Here is a 19,099-nt window from a genome sequence, read left to right on the forward strand (position 1 = left end):
CCATGAAATCCGAGCTGGTTCTAGAAAAACGCGCTTCGTCTTCGTTGGCGCAGTTGTACGTCTGGTTGTCGTTCAAGACGATCTCCGACATCAGTTCGACGATGATCAGCATCGTTCTGGCGACCTACGCGCTCGAGGTCACGGGCTCCGCCGCGCTGCTCGGCTTGACGATGGCGTCGCGCCTGCTGGGCGCGGTCGCGGGCGGCGCCGCGGTGCCGCGGCTGAGCCGGTTCTCCCGCCGTACCCTGATCTTCGCCGCGGAAGCGGGCAGTGCACTGGCGATCGGCGTGCTGGCCACGTCGTCGCGTGCCGCCGACGCGTCGCTCATCTATTTCGTGCCGTTCTTCATCGGCCTTTTTCAGGGGATCTATCGGGTGTCCATCATGTCCGAGGTTCCGGAAATGGTCGGGCAGGAGGGCCGGCATCGTTTCAATGCGATCCTCAGTGCGACCGATGGGGTGTCGGTGGTCGGCGGCAGCCTGCTCGCATCGGTGATCACGCAGTACCTGGCCTACAAGAGCGTATTCCTGATCGATTCGATCACGTTCGCGATCTCCGCCATCGCATTTCTGATGCTGGTGGGCAACATGCCGCGCCGGCATCGACCGGCCGAGGAGACGCACGCTGCGGCCGAGGCCGGCGCACTGCCGCGCGCGGCGCGTTATCTGTCGGTCATCGTGATGCTCGTGATCGGCGCGCGCTTCGTCGAAGCGTTCGGCTCCGGTACGCACAATGTCGGCTTCCCGATCAGGTCGCAGCTGTTCGATCCGAATCAGCCCGCGTTTCTGTATGGCTGGCTGATGGCTGTGTGGGGCGTCGGACGGCTCGTTTCCGCGGCAGTGACGCCGCACTTGCTGGAGCGTCTCGAATCGCGTCACCAGCCGCTCGAGCCGTATTTCATCGTGTTGCTGATCTTGACCTTCGCGTGCTTCCTCGGCGTCTTCCAGGTGCGTGGCATGCCGGGTATGTTGGGCTTCGTCTTGCTGGCGGGCATTTTCGACGCCGCAACGGAGACGATCTACTATTCGCTCCTGCAGTCGACGCCCGCCGCGTCACGCGATCGCGTGATCGGTATCTCGTACGTCGCCGAGCGCACCGGCCTCGGATTGGGCATGCTGGCGCTCGGGTTCGTGTTCTCCCGGCTCGGAACGGACGTGACGGCGCTGCTGTTCTATGGTGGCTCCATCGCGCTGGCCGGTCTGGCGTTCGTGGGCGTCAAAAGACGGCTTGCGCGGGGGGCGGCGGTCGGGCAGATCGATTGATTCCGGATGCTTTCCCTGATTCGTCAAGGCGGCCCGAGGCATCTTCTCCGAGCGCCCACAACGGGCCGACGAGCGCGAATGTCCAATGAGCGTCGAACAATCAAAGAGGCTTCCGCCGGTGCCCTGCCGTCGGCGAGGTCATGAGCCTGCATGCCCCGCGCTGCGCGGCCGGCATAGGGTCCACGTCCGCGGCTTCCGTAATTTCATTGATCGCGACGCCTTCCATTCCCTTTTGAGCCATGAGTACAAAGGCGGTATCCAGCAGGCGCGCCCGCGTCTCGCGTGGCCGGCCGGGCGGGCGGCGCGGGCTTCTCGTTCGTGAGCCTGACCTGGTCCGATCTGATCGACACGGTCTTCACCGAGTCCTTCAGCCCGCCCCAACGCACCCTTTCAAGCACTTGAACCACAGCCTCACGGCCCCCACCCCGTGCGGCGGCCGACATGAGCGCGGGCGCGGTGTTTCGGTATTTCGCCGACAAGCGCGAGATGATCGACGCGATCATCGCGGTCGAGGTCGAGCGTGATACGCCGGTCTTCAACCGCATCCTCGGCAAGGACGGGCGGCGTTGGCTGCCGACATCGCGGCCGGTGAACTGACCGGGATGCCTGACGCCGGCCCCGGCCGGCGCGCGCCGCGTTGACGCATTCGCCCGCTCGTCGCGCCTTTCCGGGCAAGCCGCTCCCTACCGGATCCGCCGACATTCCCCGGCATCCGGCCGCACGGGAAGCGGGCCGGACCGCGACACCGCCGCTTTCCCGACGACATCAGGACGCAAATCAACGCGCGGGGCTTTCAGATTTGAAAGCCGGTGCACCATTTGCGTTAGAATGCCCCCCCTTGTCCACCCTGGCGACTGCTTGAAGCGGACAAGTCGTCCGCATGGAGACACAGGTTTCGATTCGCAGCCGGACGCGAATGATTGGCCCGCCGTTAGCAACATACGCCTTGTAATTTGGATCACTAATGAAGAAGAAGCACAACATTACCAAGTACATCGTTGTCGCGATGATGCTTGGTATCGCCGTGGGTTACGCCTGCCACAGCGCGTTTCCCGACCCGAAGATGGCGAAGGAAGTCGCCGGCTACGTGTCGCTGCTGTCCGACGTGTTCCTGCGTCTGATCAAGATGATCATCGCGCCGCTGGTGTTCGCGACGCTGACCGTCGGCATCGCGCAGATGGGCGACGGCGGCGCGGTGGGCCGCGTGGGCGTCAAGGCGTTCGGCTGGTTCTTCATCGCGTCGTTCACGTCGCTGCTGCTCGGCCTGCTGACCGCGACGATCCTGCAGCCGGGCAGCCACCTGAGCCTGCCGCTGCCGCCGTCCGATGCGGCGCTCAACCTGAAGACCGGTGCGTTCACGCTGAAGGATTTCGTCGTGCACCTGGTGCCGAAGTCGATCGCCGAGGCAATGGCGAACAACGAAATCCTGCAGATCGTCGTGTTCTCGATCTTCTTCGGCACCGCGCTGTCCGCGCTCGGCGAACCGGGCAAGCGCCTGACCGGCGTGATCGACGATCTCGCGCAGGTGATGCTGAAGGTGACGGGCGCGGTGATGGGGTTCGCGCCGGTCGCGGTGTTCGCGGCGCTGGCGTCGACGATCACGACCGAAGGGCTCGGCATCCTGCTCACGTTCGCGAAGTTCATGGCGAGCTTCTATCTGGCGCTCGCGCTGCTGTGGGCCGTGCTGACGCTCGCCGGCGTGACGTTCCTCGGCAAGCGCGCGTTCACGCTGCTCCGGCTGATCCGCGAGCCGTTCCTGCTGTCGTTCGCGACGGCCAGCTCCGAGGCCGCTTATCCGAAGCTGCTGGACGCGCTCGACCGCTTCGGCGTGAACCGCAAGATCTCGAGCTTCGTGCTGCCGATCGGCTATTCGTTCAATCTCGACGGCTCGATGATGTACTGCACGTTCGCGGTGCTGTTCATCGCGCAGGTGTACGGGATCCATCTGCCGCTCGGCACGCAGATCACGATGCTGCTGATGCTGATGGTGACGTCGAAGGGGATGGCGGGCGTACCGCGCGCGTCGCTGGTCGTGATCGCGGCGACGCTCAACCAGTTCAATTTGCCGGAAGCCGGGTTGCTGCTGATCATGGGCGTCGACATGTTCCTCGACATGGGGCGCTCGGCCACCAACGCGGTCGGCAACTCGATCGCGGCGGCCGTGGTCGCGAAGTGGGAAGGGCAGCTCGATGCGCCGCGCGACGACGACGATTCGGACGACGGCGCGCAGGTAGCCGAAGTGAAGGTGCGCGAAACGTCGGCATGATATGCGGCAATGCGGCGGCGCAACACCGCATTGCCTGACCACGGCAAATGCTATTCGCCGGCCCGGATTCGATACGGATTCCGGCCGGCGATTTGTTTGGCGCAGTGGTTTTTCCCGATGTTTCAGAAATGGCATTCGCCGTTTCCATTGATCGACGTCGAATTGACGGCGATATTTCCACAGGCAGCAGCCGGATTCTCCCGATTCCCGATCCGGCGCGGAAGTGACCATTCACTGACGCACGGTCGCACTCGCGGCAAGCGTGGGCGATCCGCAATTTTTTTCGATTTATATAACGCTATTCTCGCCGTGCGCATCAGTGAGCGCATGCCGTACGTCATACCGACCGCGCCGGATGATTCGGGGAAGAATTTACATCTCGCGGACTTCACGCCATCTGGCCGGCCGATCCCTCGTGTGAACGACTACCCGATTCAGGAGAGCCTCCGTCATGGTCGCCAGAAAACGCATCCAGGCTGCGGTCGCCGCCGCGGCGCTCGCCGCGCTCGCGCCGGCCGCTCACGCAGCCAACACCACCGACTGGATCGCGAACACGTACGGCACGCTCGCGGCGCACGTCGGCAACGTCGCGCGCGCGATGTGGGTCGCGCCCGAAGGCGTGATCTACACGGCGTCGATGTGGGACGAGGATGAAGGCGGCGTCGCGATCTACCAGAACGGCAAGAGCCTCGGCTCGATCGGCGCGCATGCGGAATTCCAGGGCAGCGCGATCACCGGCAATGCAACGTCGCTGTTCGTCGCGCTGCAGCCGGGCAAAACGTACGGTAGCGGCGCGGTGGGGCGCTACAACCGCGCGACGAAGTATCGCGACCTCGTGATCCAGATCAGCGCGGCGACCAACCAGCCGCGCATCGACGTCGTCACCGGGCTCGCGACGGCCGGCTCGCTGCTTTATGCGAGCGACTTCTACGGTAATCGCGTGCGCGTGTTCACGACCGATGGCGTGTGGCAGCGGGACATCGCCGTGTCGGCGCCGGGCGCGCTCGCGGTGGACGGCGCGGGCAACGTGTGGGTCGCGCAGAAGAGTGCCGGCTCGATCGTCGGGTTCAGCCCGGCCGGCGCGTTGCTGAACACGATCCGGATGCCGGCCGGTTCGCACCCGTCGGCGCTGTATGTCGATACGGCGGCCGGGCAACTGCTGGTGGGCGACGAAGGCCCCGACCAGAACATCAAGCGTTATTCGATTTCGGGCCGGCCCGCGCTGGCCGGCACGTTCGGCGTGCGCGGCGGCTATCTCGACACGACGACGGGCATCAAGGGGCAGGTCGGCGCGCAACACTTCACGCGCATCGTCGGGATCGGCAAGGACACCGGCGGCAACCTCTATGTGCTCAACAATCCGTGGGGCGGCAGCTGGGATCTCGGCCGCAACGGCGCGACCGACATTCATGCGTACGGCAGCAGCGGCAACCTGCGCTGGACGCTGCAGTCGATGAACTTCGAAGGCATCGCCGCGCCGGACCCGGTCACGGACGGCGCAATGTTCTACGGCGGCACGCACATCTACAGCGGCAGCGCGGGCGGCAAGTTCGTCGCCAACACCGTCGATCCATTCACGTATCCGTCGGACCCGCGCATCAACATGAGCGACACGCAGCGCGACGAACACTTCGGGCTGCTCACGTCGGTCGGCGCGAACCGGATTCTCGTCGCGGCCGGCCAGAATCCGCCGGTTTTCTACTTCTATCACTTCAATGCGGCGAACGGCTACATCGCGATCCCGGACGGCTCGCTTCCGGGCCCCGCGTTCAACACGACGCAGCGCGTGACGGGCGGCTTCAGCGTCGACAGCCAGGGCGGCATATGGGCCGGGCTCGACAAGACCGGCGCGATCACGCATTACCCGCTGACCGGCTTCGACGCGAACGGCAAGCCGTCGTGGGGGGCAGGCGTCGCGACCCGCATTCCGGCCAGCATCCAGCCGCTCACGCGCATCGTCTATCTCGCGGACAGCGACACGATGGTGCTCGCGCAGGGCGCGGTCGGCAGCAACGACTGGACGTCGATCGGCACGCGCATCGAGGTGTATCACGGCTGGCGCGCGGGCAATACGACGAAGCCGGACCCGGTGATCACGCTGCCGCACAGCGGCGCGAAATCGATCGACGCGGCGGGCAACCACCTGTTCGTCGGCTACTGGTTCAGCAGCAGCGGGCCGCTGTGGCCGAACGTCGACGCGTTCAACCTCACCACCGGCAATCTCGACACGACGCTCGTCAACGCGAGCCCCGCGACCGTCGATACCAGCAGCGCGATCGATGCGATGTACAGCATTCGCGCGTACCGCCGCTCGAACGGCGAGTACGTGGTGATGAAGAACAACGTGAAGGGGAACAGCATCACCGTGTACCGGTGGACGCCCTGACGGTTTGAATGTTCGGCCGCCACGGGCAGCGGCCGTACTCGCGAAGTCGTGAAAGCAATCGTGAGCGCAATCGATGCGTTTCCGCGGGATTGTTGCGCAACGCGCATGCAATGAACCGCGCGCACCGTGCGGGTACGCGCCATGCCGGGCACGTTTCCGAACCTCCCGACGTGGAAATGCGGTTCCGTGCACAATGGCGGCGGCTCCCGCAGACGGTATGCGGGCGTGCACGATGAACGGGCGCGGCTGCCCCCAGCCGCGTTTCTTATGCTCGAAGCGACCCAACGATGAAGATGAAAACGACACCGAATCGCCTGTTGACGATCGTCGCGCTGGCCGGCGCATTGAGCGGCGCTGTTCACGCGCAGACGGCCGCGACCGTCGCGACCGTCAACGGCACGCCGATCACGCAGGCCGACGTCGATACGCTGCTGCGCGCGTCCGGGCAACCCGATTCGCCGCAGATCCGGCAGGCGATCAAGAATCAGCTGATCACGCGCGTGCTGGTGCAGCAGGCGGCCGAGAAGGCCAACTACGCGGACAAGCCCGAGGTCAAGGCGGCGATGCAGCAGGCGAAGGCGACGGCCGAGGTGCAGCTGTACTTGCGCGACAACGTGAAGCCGGAGCCGGTCACCGACGAGCAGGTCAAGGCGCGCTACGACGAACTCGTCGCGTCGCTTGGCAAGAACGAGTACAAGCCGCGCGTGATCGTCGTCAAGGATTCGGTCGCGGCGGCGACCGTGCTGAGCGAGCTGAAAGCGGGCAAGTCGTTCGACGGGCTGGCGCGCCAGTACAGCCTGGCGCCGAGCCGCGATACCGGCGGCGAGCTGCCGTGGGTGAGCTTCAACACGCCGGCCGCGGAAGGCAAGACGGCCGGGTTGCCGCTGCCGGTCGCGCAGGCGCTCGAGAAACTGCCGGTCGGCGCGGTGACGAAGGATTCGATTCCGGTCGACGGCGTGCGGGCGATCGTGAAGCTGGATGCGAAGCGGCCGACGCAGGTGCCGGGTTTCGAAACCGCGAAGCCGACGCTTCAGCAGCAGTTGCAGGCGATCGCGACCGAGAAGGCGAGCGCGCAGATGATCGGCAATCTGCTGAAGGACGCGAAGATCACGCAGTAATGCGAAAGCGTCGAATCGCCGCGCGTCACGCGCGCCAGATCATGTTCACGCTGGTGTCGGTTTCCGACGCGACGCGGAAGCCGAGCCGTTCGTAGAGCCGCCGCGCCGGATTGCCGTGCAGCACGCTGAGCGACACCGGCACGTGCGCGCGTGCCGCGTCGGTCAGCAACGCGTTCAGCACGGCCTCGCCGATGCCGCGGCCCTGGTGCGCGGGGAGGATCTGGATCTGGTGGACGTGCCATTCGCCTGCGGCGCGCGTCACCTTCAGCAGGCCGATGGCCGCGGTGCCTTCGCAGACGATCATCGCGTCGTCGAAGTGCGCGCGGATGCGCCGGTCGTGCGCTTCATCGTCGATCGGCGCGCCGACGCGCTGCAGGTGCTCGGTCATCGTCAGTCGACGGAGCGTCAGCAGGAAGGAGAGGTCTTCCTGAGACGCGGCACGCAGATGGATCGCGGGTTTCATGAGTAGTGAGCGGTTGTGTCGGGCGCGAGGCTGCGACGTGGATCACAGGCCCGGCAACTGAATCTGCAGGCCAGCCGCGCGATGTTCGAGGACATCCGTGACCTCATACTCGGTTTTTGCGCCGTCCGAAGTTTGCCACTGCTGCACACGGACATTGCACAAGAGGAGGTCTCCCTTGCTGAAACTAATCTGGCTGTTGTTCACGCGCGACAGGAAGCCGGCATCGGTGATCGTCGCGTGAATCGTCGCCGTTCCGTCGTGCAGCCGCCACTTGTTGTCGTCCTTGAACGCGAGCGACACGATCGAGAACGCCATCTTGCGATGCTCATCGAGCAGGAGCGCATCGGTTGGCTCCGGCGCATGAAACCATGCGATCTCGTTGCGGGCGACCATCTCGTACACCTCGGTATCGGTACCGACCGCAAAAATCTCGATGCCTTCGCGCGCGAGCGGCGCGAGCACTTGCGCGGTTGCACGGCGAACGCGGACGTCGCGTAGCAGCGTGAGCACGGGCAGGTCGATTTCGAGTGTGTCGCCATCGACGTCCAGCACCGCGGTGCGGCCCTGCATCCGCACGTGCGTGATCTCGCGCCCGCGCAGCCATTTGAGGACGGCGAAAAGCCCTTTCCTCGCCTTGGGTGCTGCGATGCCGAGGGCGGTCAGGATCGTGACCGCATTGGCGAGCGCCGTGCCTTCGTTGCCGCTCAGCATGTCGCGCATGCGGCCGAGCAGCGAGGTCGCGAGTGTGAAGTCGATGCCGAAGCTGCCGGTCTTGAAGCTGCCGCGCACGTTGACCTGCGGCCGGACCTGATCGCCGCATAGTGCGCGCGTCGACGCGTCGAGCAAATCGCCGAACGCCAGCAGCGCGGGCGCGAGTTCGCGCACGTCCATCTCGGACGATTCGAGCGCGGGCCCGTCGTACGTCACGCGAAATCGGCTCATCGCGTCGAAGGGGCCGATATCGGCCGGGCCGGTACTGTTTTCATGTGCGGTCATGTGGAATGCGGGTGTGAGAGGTGGACGATACCCGAAACGAATGCTTTCGGATGTCCGTCATGTTGAACGCGAATGGCCGTTTGCACGTGATTTTGGCCATCCGGACAAGACGACTTTTCCGACATGTCCCGATAGCGTCCGGCAAGCAACGAACTTTGCCGATCCCGGGCATGCGGTGAGCCCGGCGATGACGCGGAGGAGGGCGCGGCGGGATCCGGAGGCGAATCCATTTCCGGTTACTGCGATCATGAATCGGTCTGACGCACTGTGCGCGCAGATCGAGGCAATGCAACGCCAATTGAACGGCGAGCGATGGCTCGCGCTTCGCATCCGGCAGCGGGATGCGTACCTCTATCCGTTATCGAACACGGTGAAAAATCTGCTCGCTCGGCGGCTGGGCAGCAATCACGTGCCGTTACGCACGTTCATCGCGAGCGGCCGAATCTTGCGGCGCGTGTCGAGTTCGATCAATCGTACTCGACACGGGATGCGAAGGCCGGATATTGCCGAGCCATGTCCTGCAGACAGTCGCGCATCAGCCTCGCGTCGCGGGGAAAGCGGAGTTCGAATTCCGACCAGCCTTTCAGCCGAAGAATGCGCGGCATATCGACCAGCGCGGTAATGGCGTCCCGGAACGCATCCCAGTTTCTTCCATACCAATCCGGGAAACTCAACTGCTTCATCAGCCGTACATGCAAATGTTCGGTCGACTCGATATCGTCGAGCTCGATTTCTACCCGCGTGTCGCGTGCCATCATGTTCTCCGACGGACAGATCGCGAAGTATTCATTTCGCGCTCCGTACCAAGCATCATAGCGTGCGCTTCCGGCCGCCGCGCAATCCGCTCCCGGACCTCCGGCGCCGCCAGGCACGTGGCGACGGCTTCATACCCCGGCGCGCCGGGGTAAGGCGCCACACGCGCAGGCGGGCTGTGATTGGCCGGGCACAGCAGGATGGTTTCGTCGGGGCCGACCGCCGCGAGATCGAGGATCGCCGACGAGCGCGTCAGCAGGAACAGCGGCCGCATGCCGGCGGCCGCGCATGTGCGCAGATGCGCGATCAACGCCCGTTGCGTGGCCTGATCGAAATCCTGTTCGATCATGTCGACGACCTGCGCGCGCGGGCCTTCCGCTTCGAGGCTGACGAGCAGGGCGGTCAGCGCCGCCGACAGCGTCGCGCCGCTGCCGGCAAGCGCCGCCGCGGTGCGCTCGACGCGCGACTTCAGCTCCGGATCGGCGCGCAATGCATCGAATGCCGCGGCACAGTCGTCGTCCAGCCGATCGAGACCGACGAACACCGCGCCGGGCAACGCATCGGCCAGCCGAAGCGCGAGCCGCGTCTTGCCGCTCCCCAGCGAACCGATGATGTAGTTCAACGGCCGGATATCGCGACACTCGAACCGTTCGCCGCCCCACGGCCACGGCAGGTCGAACGCGACGCCGGCCGCGCCGGAGTCGACCAGCCGCGTCAATTCGCCGTTTGCCGGCATCCGTCCCCGTGCCAGGCCGGCACGCATCGCGCGCACACTGTCGAGCTTGCCAACGAGATCCTGAATCCCGCGATCGAGCGCCGCTTCGTGAGCCGCCAGCGCGGCATCGAGACTGCGCGCGTCGCCGTCGAGCACGTTCGCCACCTGAGCGAGACCGAGGCCGAGCTTGCGCAGCGCCGCGATATCCGCGGCACGCGCGAGGTCGTCCGGCCCGTACGCGCGGTAACCGGCCGGCGTGCGCTCCGGCGTGACGAGGCCGTGACGCTCGTACAGCCGCAGCGCCTTGATCGAGACACCGAGCCGTGCAGCGGCGGCCGAAGCGTTCAAGCGGAGTGTGTCCGTACCCATCCGTCACCTCTTTGCTGTCGATTCGTTGCGATCAGCATAAAGGCGATCCCAAGGGCCGGGTCAAGCACGATCGCGCGGCCGTTCAGTCGGCGGCCGCGAACTCGTCCCGCAGCGCGCGATACAACCGTCGATAGCGCGCGAGCCGGCCCGCCAGCAGCTCGACCGATGTGGGATCGGGCGTCACCGTTTCCGTGACGGGCGGCGCGATACAGACTTCTTCCAGGCTGTCGTTCGTCGCTGCCAGCCGTGCGAGCCGCGCGGCGCCGAGTGCCGCGCCGACCGCGCCGTCCGCATGGCGCTGCATCGCGATCCCGGTCGCATTCGCGCACAGCCGTGCCCAGAACGCGCTTTTCGAGCCGCCGCCGATGAACGACGCCACGTCGAGCGTCGTGCCGGCCGCGCGCAGCGCGTCGTAGCCGTCGGCCATCGCGAACGCGACGCCTTCCATCACCGCATATGCGAGGTCGTCGGCATCGTGTTCGTTCGTCAGCCCGAAGAACACGCCGCGCGCATGCGCATCGTTGTGCGGTGTGCGCTCGCCGCCGAGATAAGGCAGGAACAGCGGTGCGCGGGCGGCGGCCGCGTGTTCGGCGCGCGCGGCCAGCACGCCGGGCGTCGTGCCGTGCGCGCGCGCGAGCCAGTCGAGGCTCGCGGCGGCCGACAGGATCACGCTCATCTGGTGCCAGCGCCCTTCCACGCAGTGGCAGAACGCGTGCACGGCGGCGTCCGGGTTCGGCGCGAAGCGATCGTTGCCGGCGAACAGCACGCCCGACGTGCCGAGCGACAGGAAGCCGCTGCCGGCGCCCGTGACGCCCATGCCGATCGCCGACGCCGCGTTGTCGCCGGCGCCGCCGGCGATCGTCACGGGCCCGGTGATGCCCCATTCGCGCCGCAGCGCGTCGCGCAGCTGCGCGGCGGCCGCGTTGCCTTCGACGAGGCGCGGCATCTGCGCGCGCGACAGCTCGGTCGCGGCGAGCATCCGGTCGGACCAGTCGCGGCGCGCGCAGTCGAGCCACAGCGTGCCCGACGCGTCGGACATATCGGACACGAATTCGCCTGACAGGCGCCAGATCAGGTAGTCCTTCGGCAGCAGCACCTTGTGCACCGCGCGAAACACGGCCGGCTCGTATTTCGCGAGCCACAGCAGCTTCGGCGCGGTGAAGCCGGGCATCGCCATGTTGCCGGTGATCGCGCGCGACTCCGGCACCAGCGCCTCGAGCTCCACGCATTCGGTGCCGGCGCGCGTGTCGTTCCACAGGATCGCGGGGCGCAGCACCTGGTCCGCGCGGTCGATCAGCGTCGCGCCGTGCATCTGGCCGGACAGCGCGATGCCGCGCAGCGCGGCGAAGCCGGCCGGATGCGCGGCGCGCACCGACGCGATCGCGTCGAGCATCGCGTGCCACCACGCCTGCGGGCTTTGTTCGGACCAGTGCGGATGCGGCCGGCTGATCGACAGCGTGGCCGAGCCGCTCGCGAGGGGGACCGATCGGGAATCGGTGAGCAGAACCTTGACCTCGGACGTGCCGAGATCGATGCCGAGATATGTCACGTATGAAGCGGTCACGTATGAAGCGTCCTGTCTGGGGCGCGCGGCGGCGCGCGTCGCGGGGGCGGTGCGTCGTCGCGGCCGTACGGTTCGTTGAGCCGGTGCAGCGCGCGGAACTTCGACGGCGGCACCTGTTTCATCGCGAGAAACTGACGGTTGAAGTTCGACAGGTTGTTGAAGCCAACCCGGTAGCAGATGTCGGTCACCGTCAGGTCGGAAAACATCAGCAGCTCGCACGCCTCGTTGATGCGCAGCCGGTTCAGGTAGCGCACGAACGACGAGCCGGTGTGACGCCGGAAAAACCGCGTGAAGGTGCTGACGCTCATGCCGGCGAACGCGGCGACGTCGGCTTCGCGCAGCATGCCGGGCAGGTTCTGCTGCAGGTACGACAGCACCTGGTTGATGGTCGACGACATGTAGTGCTGCGCGTCGCTGCGGTAGCCGGGCCCCGCGAGCACGCGCCGCTCGCGGCACGACGACAGCCGGTCGAACAGCGACATCAGGATCTCGACGCGCCGGCAACCGTGCGCGTCAGCGAGTTCGAGCATCAGCGGCGCGACCTCGACGCCCACGCGGTCGGGAAACTGCACGCCGCGCGCCGCGTCGTCGATCAGCTCGATCACCGGCTGCAGCTCGCTGAACGCGTCGACCATCTTCTCGATCGCATCGCGCGAGAACTGCAGCACGACGTCGCGCGACGGCACGCGTTCGCCGTCGGCGAGTTCGCTGACCCAGTTGTGCGGCAGGTTCGGCCCGGTGACGATCAGGTTGCCGGGCCCGAAATCGCCGATGTGGTCGCCGACGAACACCTTGCCGCGCGACGCCTGGATCAGGTGAATCTCGTACTCCGGATGAAAGTGCCACTTCGCGACCGAATGCGGATAGTCGTGGACCCATGCGCGAAACGATTCGTCGCGGTGGGTGGGAACGATCTCGAGATCCGGGTTCATCGTGTGCTCCGTCGGGGCGTGCCGGCGTGCTACGGACGGGACATCGACCAGCCCGTCGCGGCAGGCGGCGTGGCGCGCGTCGCGGCCGTCGGCGGCGCCGCGTGCGCGGTCGGGTTCGCGTCCGGCAGCGCGACGTTGCGCTCGGTGCCGGCGTCGAACAGATGCAGGGCTTCTTCGTCGAAGCGAAACGCTACCACGGCGCCCGGCGCCGGGGCCATCGGGGCCGGCACGAGGGCCGCGCACGGCTGGCCGCGCCAGTCCAGCGTGACGAGCGCCTCCGCGCCGAGCAGCTCGACGAGCTCGACCGTGCCGGTCAGCGCGAGCGCGCCCGGGGTCGGATCGCCTTCGGCCACGAGCCGCAGGTGGTTCGGGCGAATCGCGGCCTTGACCTGCTGGCCGTGCTGCAGCCGCGCGAAGCGTGAAGACGCGAGCGGCCAGCGCGCGCCGTTGCAGTCGAGCAGCACGTTCGCGCCGACCCGCTCGATCGTGCCGTCCGCGAAATTCATCGCGGGCGTGCCGACGAAGCCGGCCGCGAACACCGTATGCGGCTGGCCGTACAGCTCGGCCGGCGTGCCGATCTGCTCGATGTGGCCGCCGCGCATCAGCACGACGCGATCGGCGAGCGTCATCGCTTCGAGCTGATCGTGCGTGACGTACAGCGTGGTCGTTTTCAGTTGCCGGTGCAGCCGCTTGATGTCGCCGCGCAACTGCGTGCGCAGCTTCGCGTCGAGGTTCGACAGCGGCTCGTCGAACAGGAACACGGCCGGCGTCTTGATCATCGCGCGCGCGATCGCCGCACGCTGCTGCTGGCCGCCCGACATCGCGCGCGGGCGACGGTCGAGCAGCGCGTCGAGGCTCAGGATGCGCGCGACGTCGCGCACGCGGCGGTCGATCTCGTCGGCCGGCACCTTCAGCCGCCGCAGGCCGAACGCGATGTTGTCGTACACCGTCATGTGCGGATACAGCGCGTAGTTCTGGAACACCATCGCGACATTGCGCTCGCGCGACGGCAGGTCGTTGACGACCGCATCGCCGATCACGAGCTCGCCGCCGGTGATCGCCTCGAGGCCCGCGATCATCCGCAGCATCGTGGACTTGCCGCAGCCGGACGGGCCGAGCAGCACGATGAATTCGCCGTCGGCGATCTCGAGGTCGAGCGGATGCAGCACGGCGGGGCCGCCGTCGTAGTGCTTCGACAAAGCGTGGCAGACGATTCGGGCCATGGCTCAATCCATTTCGATCTGAATCTTGACGTCGCTCGGCTGGCCGCTCGCCGCTTCCTCGAACGCGCGCACGCCTTCGGAAAACGGGAACGTGCGCGAGATGAACGGCTTCACGTCGATCGCGCCGGACGCGATCAGCGCAAGCGCGCGCGGGAAGATGTTCGCGTAGCGGAACACCGATTCGATGCGGCCTTCCTTCGCCTGCAGCGCGACCACGTCGAGCGGCACCGGCGCGACCGGCATGCCGATCAGCACCGCGCAGCCGCCCGGGCACATCAGGTCGACGAGGCCCGCATACGCGTTCGCGCTGCCGCTCGCCTCGAACACGACGTCCGCGCCCCAGCCGCCCGATGCTTCGGCCACCGCCTCGGCCAGCGGCCGCGTGCGCACGTCGACGGTCGTAACGGCCGGGTTGCCGGCGAACAGCGCGAGCTTGTCGGGCACGACGTCGGCGAGGATCACGCGCGCCGCGCCGCCGGCGAGCGCGGCGAGCGCCGTCATCGCGCCGATCGTGCCCGCACCGATCACGACCGCGAGGTCGCCCGGCTTCATCGCCGCCTTCTTCGCGGCCTGCAGGCCGATCGACAGCGGCTCGACGATCGCGCCTTCGGCGAACGACACGTTGTCGGGCAGCCGGTACGTGAACGCGGCCGGATGCACGACGAACGGCGTCAGGCAGCCGTGGATGGGCGGCGTCGCCCAGAAGCGCACGTCGGGATCGAGGTTGTAGAGCCCGCGCAGCGTCGCGGGCGAATCGAGGCGCGGCACGCCGGGCTCCATGCACACGCGGTCGCCGACGCGCAGGTGCGTGACGCCCGCGCCCGTCTCGACGACGGTGCCGGACGCTTCGTGGCCGAGCACCATCGGCGCGTCGACGCGGAACGGGCCGATGCCGCCGTGCACGTAGTAATGCACGTCGCTGCCGCAGACGCCGACCGTATGCACCTTGATCCGGACGTCGCCGGGGCCGACCGCCTGCGGCAGGTCGATGTCGCGCAGCGCGAGTTCGCGCGTGCGTTCGAGGACGAGTGCTTTCAACGTGTTCTCCTTATTTTCCCTTGACCATCGAATTGAGCAGCCGGCTCAGCATGCCGACGAAGACGAGCGGCGGCAGCGCGAGCAGCACGGTCGACGCGTTGATCACGCCCCACGGCACTTCCTGGCCGAGCGACGTGAACGCGGATGCGACCACCGGCAGCGTCGCGCTGCGCGACGACGTGAGCGCGAGCGCGATCATCAGTTCGTTCCAGACCAGCACGAAGCTGAACACGATGCCGCCGAGCAGCGTGCTCGCGCACACCGGCAGCGCGATGTGCCAGAACACCGCGTACGGGCCATAGCCGTCGAGCGCGGCGGCTTCCTCGATCTCGCGCGGCAGCCGGCGGAACACGGGGATCGACAGCCACGTGATGGTCGACAGCGTGACGAGCAGGTACGTGACGATCATCGACAGCTTCGTGTCGTACAGCCCGAGATCGACCCAGATCGCGATCAGCGGCAGCGCGACCGCGACGGGCGGCAGGAAGCGCAGCGACAGCAGGAAGAACTGGATGTCGCGCTTGCCGCGTATCGGGTAGCGCGCGATCGCATACGCGGCCGGCACGCCGAGCACCGCGCCGATCAGCACGGCCGCGCCGACGATCGCGATGCTGTTGCCGAGCCCGATCAGCACTTCCGGGCTCGACAGCACCTGTTCGTAGTTCGCGAGCGTCGGCGTGAAGAAGAAGCGCGGCACGGGCGTGACGATGTCGAGCAGGTGCTTGAGCGAATTGAGCACGGCCCAGAACAGCGGGAACGCGGCGACGAGCAGGATCGCGCCGGCGATCGCGACGGTGGAAACGGCGGCGGGGCCGCGGCGGGCCATCAGTCGTCCCATTTGTCGACCCTTTTCCAGATGAGCGTGAAGACGAGCGTGGTCGCGACCATCATCAGCACGGCCATGGCCGACGCATAGGACACCTTGCCGGCGAGGCCGATGCCCTGCTGGTACGCATAGAGATCGAGCGTCTCGGTCGCGATGCCGGGGCCGCCCTTGGTCATCACGTAGATCAGGTCGAACGAGCGAAGCGACTCGACCATCTTGATGAACACGAGGCTCACGAGCGGCGCCTTCAGCATCGGCAGCGCGATGTACGCATGCACCTGCCACGTCGTCGCGTAGTCGAGCCGCGCGGCTTCGAGCGGCTCGGGCGGCAGCGTCTCCAGCAGCTTCAGGATCACGACCGCGAAGAACAGCCCCCACTGCCACACGTCGACGAGCGCGACCGCGTACAGCGCGAGATGTGGATCGGCGAGGAATGCGGTGTTCTCGACGCCGAGCGTGCCGAGCAGCCAGCTCAGGATCCCGGTGAGCGGCGCGTACATGAACTTCCAGATGAACGCGGCCGACACGCGCGGCAGCAGCACCGGCATGATCAGCACCAGCGACGCGAGGCGGCGCCAGCGGCCGTGCACGCGCTCGAACAGGAACACCGCGAGCGCGATCCCGACGAGCACCGCGCCGGCGACCGTGACGACTTCCCACAGCACCGACACCTCGATCGCGTTCAGGAAGCGCCGGTCCGACGCGAGCCGCACGAAATTGCGCAGGCCGACGTATTCGCTGTCCGGGTAGCGCAGCACGCGGTTGCGCAGCGCGAGATTGATCGCGGCGATCGTCGGGACGAGGCTCAGGACCGCGAGCAGCGCGAGCGTCGGCGCAAGGAACACCCACGGCAGGCTCGTGCGGTCGCGGCGCGCGCGGCCGCGCCGGGCCGACGTGGCGGGAGAGGCCTGGCGGACGCCGAGCGCGCGTCCGCCGGCGCCGTCATTTGCGAGCGCCATGTTCGAGCGCGTCCTTCGCGTACTGGTCCGCGTCGTCGAGCGTGCCGCGGATATCCGTCTGCGTGCCGGTGAACACCTGTTCGAGCGCGATGCCGAGGTTGTCGCCGATATCCGGCCACTGCGGCGTGCGCCAGATCGTCACCTGCGTGACGGGGTTCGTGTCGTTCAGCCCGGCCTGGATCTGCGGCGCGACGTGCTGCTTGAAGTACGGGCTCGCGATCGTGCTCGAGCGGTTGTAGTCGCTGAACACGCCGTTGCGCAGCCGCGCCTGTTCCTGGTCCTTGCTGGTCGCCCATGCGATGAAGCGGCCGGCGGCCATCCGCGTGCAGTCGTCCTTCGCGCCGACCGCCGAGATCGCGAAGCCGTGGCCGTACGCGGCCGACGGCAGCGGCGCGGGCGGCCGCGTGTAGCCGACCTTGCCGGCCACGCTCGACTTGCTCGTGTCTTCCATCCAGTCCGCGAACGGCGTCGATTCGATCATGAACGCGACCTTGCCCGAACGGAACGCTTCGAGCGCGTTGCTCCAGTCGTAGGTCGCCGAGCCCGGCGGCGCGTACTTGAACAGGTCGCTGTAGAGCTGCGTGGCTTTCACGGCGGCCGGCGAATTGAACGCGGGCTGGCCGCTCTTGTCGGTCCACGCGCCGCCCATGCCGAGCATGAACGGCGACCAGCGCCACACGTTCATCCCCGAGCCGCGCTGGCCGCGCGCGACCCAGCCGTACAGTTTCGGCGGCGCGTTCAGCTTCTTGATCGCGGCGACGAGCTGATCGAGCGTCTGCGGCACCGGGATGTGCGCGGCATCGAGCAGGTCGCGGCGGTAGAACAGGAAGTCGCCGCCGCCGATCAGCGGCGCGAAGTACGCGACGCCGTTGTAGCTCGCGACCGCGCGGCGGCCGGGCAGGAAGTCGTCGTAGTCGTATTCCTTCGGGTAGTACTTGAGGAGCGGCACGATCCAGTGGGCCGACGCGAATTCGGCGACGTTCGCCTCGTCGACGTAGTAGATCTGGTAGGAACCCGCGCCGGTCGACGCGTCGAGCCGCGATTTCGCGCGGCGGTCGTTTTCGCCGAAATAGCTGATCTCGACCTTCGTGCCGCTCTTCTTCTCGTAGTCGGCCAGCGATTTCTCCATCACCGACAGGCCGAGGCTCTTCTGCGCGAGCACCCGAAGGGTCGGCACCTTGCAGGTTTGCGCGGCCGCGACGCCCGGCAGACAGGCGCCGAGCAGCACGCCGGCTGCGACGATTCGCATCTTGTTCACCCGTGTCTCCTTGATTCTGCTTGTTCGAATGCCGCCGATGACGGCAGGAACAATGGTGTGACGCGGGCGAGGCGATCACCACATCAAAAGAGTTCGGAAACCGATACTTTTTGCTCAGGGTCGGTCGTGCGATGCACAAAATGTGGTGGTCGGGCGCGAACCGCGCGCGTGAGCGGCAAGGCCCGCGCGTTACGCCGGGAAGCGTCCGCTGTCGGGCACCGGCGCGAGATCGTCGAGTTTTTTGCGCAGCTTGCTGACGTGGCTGTCGACCGTGCGCTCCAGCGCGTCGCCTTCCGGCAGGCAGGTCGCCATCAGCTCGGCGCGGCTGAACACGCGGCGCGGCGCGCGCGAGTTGCGCGAGCAACGTGAATTCGGCGAGCGTCAGCACGAGCGTGTGGCGCACGCCGCCGGCTTCGACCGTCGCCAGGCGGTCAGGATCTCGACGATCTCCGGACGGGCGGCCTCACACGAGGCGACATGTTTGGACGCTATGGATCGCTCACGGAGGATGCGCTTGCGCATCGGCGAGAGGCTGTGGCGGGTCGGGAGTGCGCGCTCGCACGTCGCGCACGCGTATCGGCCTAACAGCTTTATCGAAATGTGCGCAGAGGAATCGAGGGAGGCACTGCCGTGCTTTGTTGCGCGGGTTGCTTGCGTTTGTAAAGAAGTCGTGAGGGAAACCCCCGGGGCCGATACCGGAACGCGCGTGCCCATACCGCAGGCACGCGCGTCCATCCTCAGATGCGACCGAGCAGCACCAGTATCACGACAATGACGACGATCAGCCCGACGCTCCCCGATGGCCAGTAGCCCCAGCTTCGGCTGTGCGGCCATGCAGGAAAGGCTCCAATGAGCAGCAGAATCAGAACGATGATGAGGATCGTACCGAGCATCGCATCCCTCCAGAATTTATTCGACACGGTGTGCACTGTCGCAATTCGCGTGCCGCGACGAGGGACCGTTCACGCCGC

At 66.9% G+C, this 19,099-nt stretch carries 17 protein-coding genes and 2 pseudogenes; 5 read left to right on the plus strand and 14 right to left on the minus strand.

The features are described 5' to 3' along the window. Positions 1 to 2 precede the first annotated feature (2 nt). On the plus strand, positions 3 to 1,262 hold the full coding sequence (locus QZM72_RS05735) for an MFS transporter (protein WP_301737456.1): 1,260 nt from the start codon (positions 3 to 5) through the stop codon (positions 1,260 to 1,262). Between the two features lie 181 nt (positions 1,263 to 1,443). Here the strand turns inward: QZM72_RS05735 and QZM72_RS05740 are convergent. Beyond that, positions 1,444 to 1,551: pseudogene (locus QZM72_RS05740) on the minus strand (TetR/AcrR family transcriptional regulator); the annotation flags it as partial. A gap of 152 nt (positions 1,552 to 1,703) precedes the next feature. Here QZM72_RS05740 and QZM72_RS05745 point away from each other — a divergent pair. From QZM72_RS05745 to QZM72_RS05760, 4 genes are all read left to right on the plus strand, one after another. After that, a complete protein-coding gene (locus QZM72_RS05745; protein ID WP_367620023.1) occupies positions 1,704 to 1,859 on the plus strand; it encodes a hypothetical protein in 156 nt (51 codons plus the stop codon). A 367-nt stretch (positions 1,860 to 2,226) separates the two neighbouring features. Further along, positions 2,227 to 3,528: a dicarboxylate/amino acid:cation symporter gene (locus QZM72_RS05750; RefSeq protein ID WP_301737457.1), complete on the plus strand. Its 1,302-nt coding sequence runs from the start codon at positions 2,227 to 2,229 to the stop codon at positions 3,526 to 3,528. Between the two features lie 451 nt (positions 3,529 to 3,979). Beyond that, on the plus strand, positions 3,980 to 5,914 hold the full coding sequence (locus QZM72_RS05755) for an SMP-30/gluconolactonase/LRE family protein (RefSeq protein WP_301737458.1): 1,935 nt from the start codon (positions 3,980 to 3,982) through the stop codon (positions 5,912 to 5,914). Positions 5,915 to 6,201: 287 nt separating this feature from the next. Further along, on the plus strand, positions 6,202 to 7,032 hold the full coding sequence (locus QZM72_RS05760; protein WP_301737459.1) for a peptidyl-prolyl cis-trans isomerase: 831 nt from the start codon (positions 6,202 to 6,204) through the stop codon (positions 7,030 to 7,032). Between the two features lie 25 nt (positions 7,033 to 7,057). Here the strand turns inward: QZM72_RS05760 and QZM72_RS05765 are convergent, their stop codons facing one another. From QZM72_RS05765 to QZM72_RS05825, 13 genes and pseudogenes are all read right to left on the minus strand, one after another. Then, complete coding sequence (locus QZM72_RS05765; protein WP_301737460.1) at positions 7,058 to 7,495, minus strand: N-acetyltransferase; 438 nt, start codon at positions 7,493 to 7,495, stop codon at positions 7,058 to 7,060. Positions 7,496 to 7,537: 42 nt separating this feature from the next. Next, on the minus strand, positions 7,538 to 8,491 hold the full coding sequence (locus tag QZM72_RS05770) for a hypothetical protein (protein ID WP_301737461.1): 954 nt from the start codon (positions 8,489 to 8,491) through the stop codon (positions 7,538 to 7,540). A gap of 467 nt (positions 8,492 to 8,958) precedes the next feature. After that, a complete protein-coding gene (locus QZM72_RS05775; protein WP_301737462.1) occupies positions 8,959 to 9,246 on the minus strand; it encodes a barstar family protein in 288 nt (95 codons plus the stop codon). Beyond that, entirely contained in the window at positions 9,246 to 10,328 is a 1,083-nt protein-coding gene (locus QZM72_RS05780) for a MerR family transcriptional regulator (RefSeq protein WP_301737463.1), read from the minus strand. Before QZM72_RS05780 ends, QZM72_RS05775 begins: the two co-directional genes overlap by 1 nt. A gap of 82 nt (positions 10,329 to 10,410) precedes the next feature. Further along, the gene (gene xylB / locus QZM72_RS05785; RefSeq protein WP_301737713.1) at positions 10,411 to 11,877 is read right to left on the minus strand and encodes a xylulokinase; all 1,467 of its coding nucleotides are present in this window, start codon (positions 11,875 to 11,877) and stop codon (positions 10,411 to 10,413) included. Between the two features lie 11 nt (positions 11,878 to 11,888). After that, complete coding sequence (locus QZM72_RS05790; protein ID WP_301737464.1) at positions 11,889 to 12,824, minus strand: AraC family transcriptional regulator; 936 nt, start codon at positions 12,822 to 12,824, stop codon at positions 11,889 to 11,891. A gap of 29 nt (positions 12,825 to 12,853) precedes the next feature. Beyond that, entirely contained in the window at positions 12,854 to 14,047 is a 1,194-nt protein-coding gene (locus QZM72_RS05795; RefSeq protein WP_301737465.1) for an ABC transporter ATP-binding protein, read from the minus strand. Between the two features lie 3 nt (positions 14,048 to 14,050). Continuing rightward, the gene (locus QZM72_RS05800) at positions 14,051 to 15,085 is read right to left on the minus strand and encodes an NAD(P)-dependent alcohol dehydrogenase (protein WP_301737466.1); all 1,035 of its coding nucleotides are present in this window, start codon (positions 15,083 to 15,085) and stop codon (positions 14,051 to 14,053) included. 10 nt (positions 15,086 to 15,095) lie between these two features. Next, the gene (locus QZM72_RS05805; protein ID WP_301737467.1) at positions 15,096 to 15,923 is read right to left on the minus strand and encodes a carbohydrate ABC transporter permease; all 828 of its coding nucleotides are present in this window, start codon (positions 15,921 to 15,923) and stop codon (positions 15,096 to 15,098) included. Beyond that, on the minus strand, positions 15,911 to 16,870 hold the full coding sequence (locus QZM72_RS05810) for a carbohydrate ABC transporter permease (protein ID WP_301737468.1): 960 nt from the start codon (positions 16,868 to 16,870) through the stop codon (positions 15,911 to 15,913). Before QZM72_RS05810 ends, QZM72_RS05805 begins: the two co-directional genes overlap by 13 nt. Next, positions 16,854 to 18,128, minus strand: coding sequence for a sugar ABC transporter substrate-binding protein (locus QZM72_RS05815; RefSeq protein ID WP_301737469.1), 1,275 nt, complete (start codon positions 18,126 to 18,128; stop codon positions 16,854 to 16,856). The genes QZM72_RS05810 and QZM72_RS05815 overlap by 17 nt, the downstream gene beginning before the upstream one ends. A 189-nt stretch (positions 18,129 to 18,317) precedes the next feature. Beyond that, positions 18,318 to 18,552: pseudogene (locus tag QZM72_RS05820) on the minus strand (winged helix-turn-helix domain-containing protein); the annotation flags it as partial. Positions 18,553 to 18,865: 313 nt separating this feature from the next. Beyond that, positions 18,866 to 19,021 (minus strand): DUF3309 family protein, encoded by a 156-nt coding sequence (locus QZM72_RS05825; RefSeq protein WP_011881216.1) that lies wholly within the window; start codon positions 19,019 to 19,021, stop codon positions 18,866 to 18,868. Between the last annotated feature and the right edge of the window lie 78 nt (positions 19,022 to 19,099).

Source organism: Burkholderia sp. AU45388, assembly GCF_030481585.1.
In the GTDB taxonomy this organism is placed as follows: domain Bacteria; phylum Pseudomonadota; class Gammaproteobacteria; order Burkholderiales; family Burkholderiaceae; genus Burkholderia; species Burkholderia sola.

Bases quoted from the DNA above. Each gene is read 5' to 3' on its own strand.
- QZM72_RS05745 (WP_367620023.1), top strand. From the start codon at position 1,704: ATGAGCGCGGGCGCGGTGTTTCGGTATTTCGCCGACAAGCGCGAGATG.
- QZM72_RS05810 (WP_301737468.1), bottom strand. From the start codon at position 16,870: ATGGCGCTCGCAAATGACGGCGCCGGCGGACGCGCGCTCGGCGTCCGC.
- QZM72_RS05825 (WP_011881216.1), bottom strand. From the start codon at position 19,021: ATGCTCGGTACGATCCTCATCATCGTTCTGATTCTGCTGCTCATTGGA.
- QZM72_RS05805 (WP_301737467.1), bottom strand. From the start codon at position 15,923: ATGGGACGACTGATGGCCCGCCGCGGCCCCGCCGCCGTTTCCACCGTC.
- QZM72_RS05735 (WP_301737456.1), top strand. From the start codon at position 3: ATGAAATCCGAGCTGGTTCTAGAAAAACGCGCTTCGTCTTCGTTGGCG.
- QZM72_RS05790 (WP_301737464.1), bottom strand. From the start codon at position 12,824: ATGAACCCGGATCTCGAGATCGTTCCCACCCACCGCGACGAATCGTTT.
- QZM72_RS05770 (WP_301737461.1), bottom strand. From the start codon at position 8,491: ATGACCGCACATGAAAACAGTACCGGCCCGGCCGATATCGGCCCCTTC.
- QZM72_RS05765 (WP_301737460.1), bottom strand. From the start codon at position 7,495: ATGAAACCCGCGATCCATCTGCGTGCCGCGTCTCAGGAAGACCTCTCC.
- QZM72_RS05775 (WP_301737462.1), bottom strand. From the start codon at position 9,246: ATGGCACGCGACACGCGGGTAGAAATCGAGCTCGACGATATCGAGTCG.
- QZM72_RS05795 (WP_301737465.1), bottom strand. From the start codon at position 14,047: ATGGCCCGAATCGTCTGCCACGCTTTGTCGAAGCACTACGACGGCGGC.
- QZM72_RS05780 (WP_301737463.1), bottom strand. From the start codon at position 10,328: ATGGGTACGGACACACTCCGCTTGAACGCTTCGGCCGCCGCTGCACGG.
- QZM72_RS05755 (WP_301737458.1), top strand. From the start codon at position 3,980: ATGGTCGCCAGAAAACGCATCCAGGCTGCGGTCGCCGCCGCGGCGCTC.
- QZM72_RS05760 (WP_301737459.1), top strand. From the start codon at position 6,202: ATGAAGATGAAAACGACACCGAATCGCCTGTTGACGATCGTCGCGCTG.
- QZM72_RS05750 (WP_301737457.1), top strand. From the start codon at position 2,227: ATGAAGAAGAAGCACAACATTACCAAGTACATCGTTGTCGCGATGATG.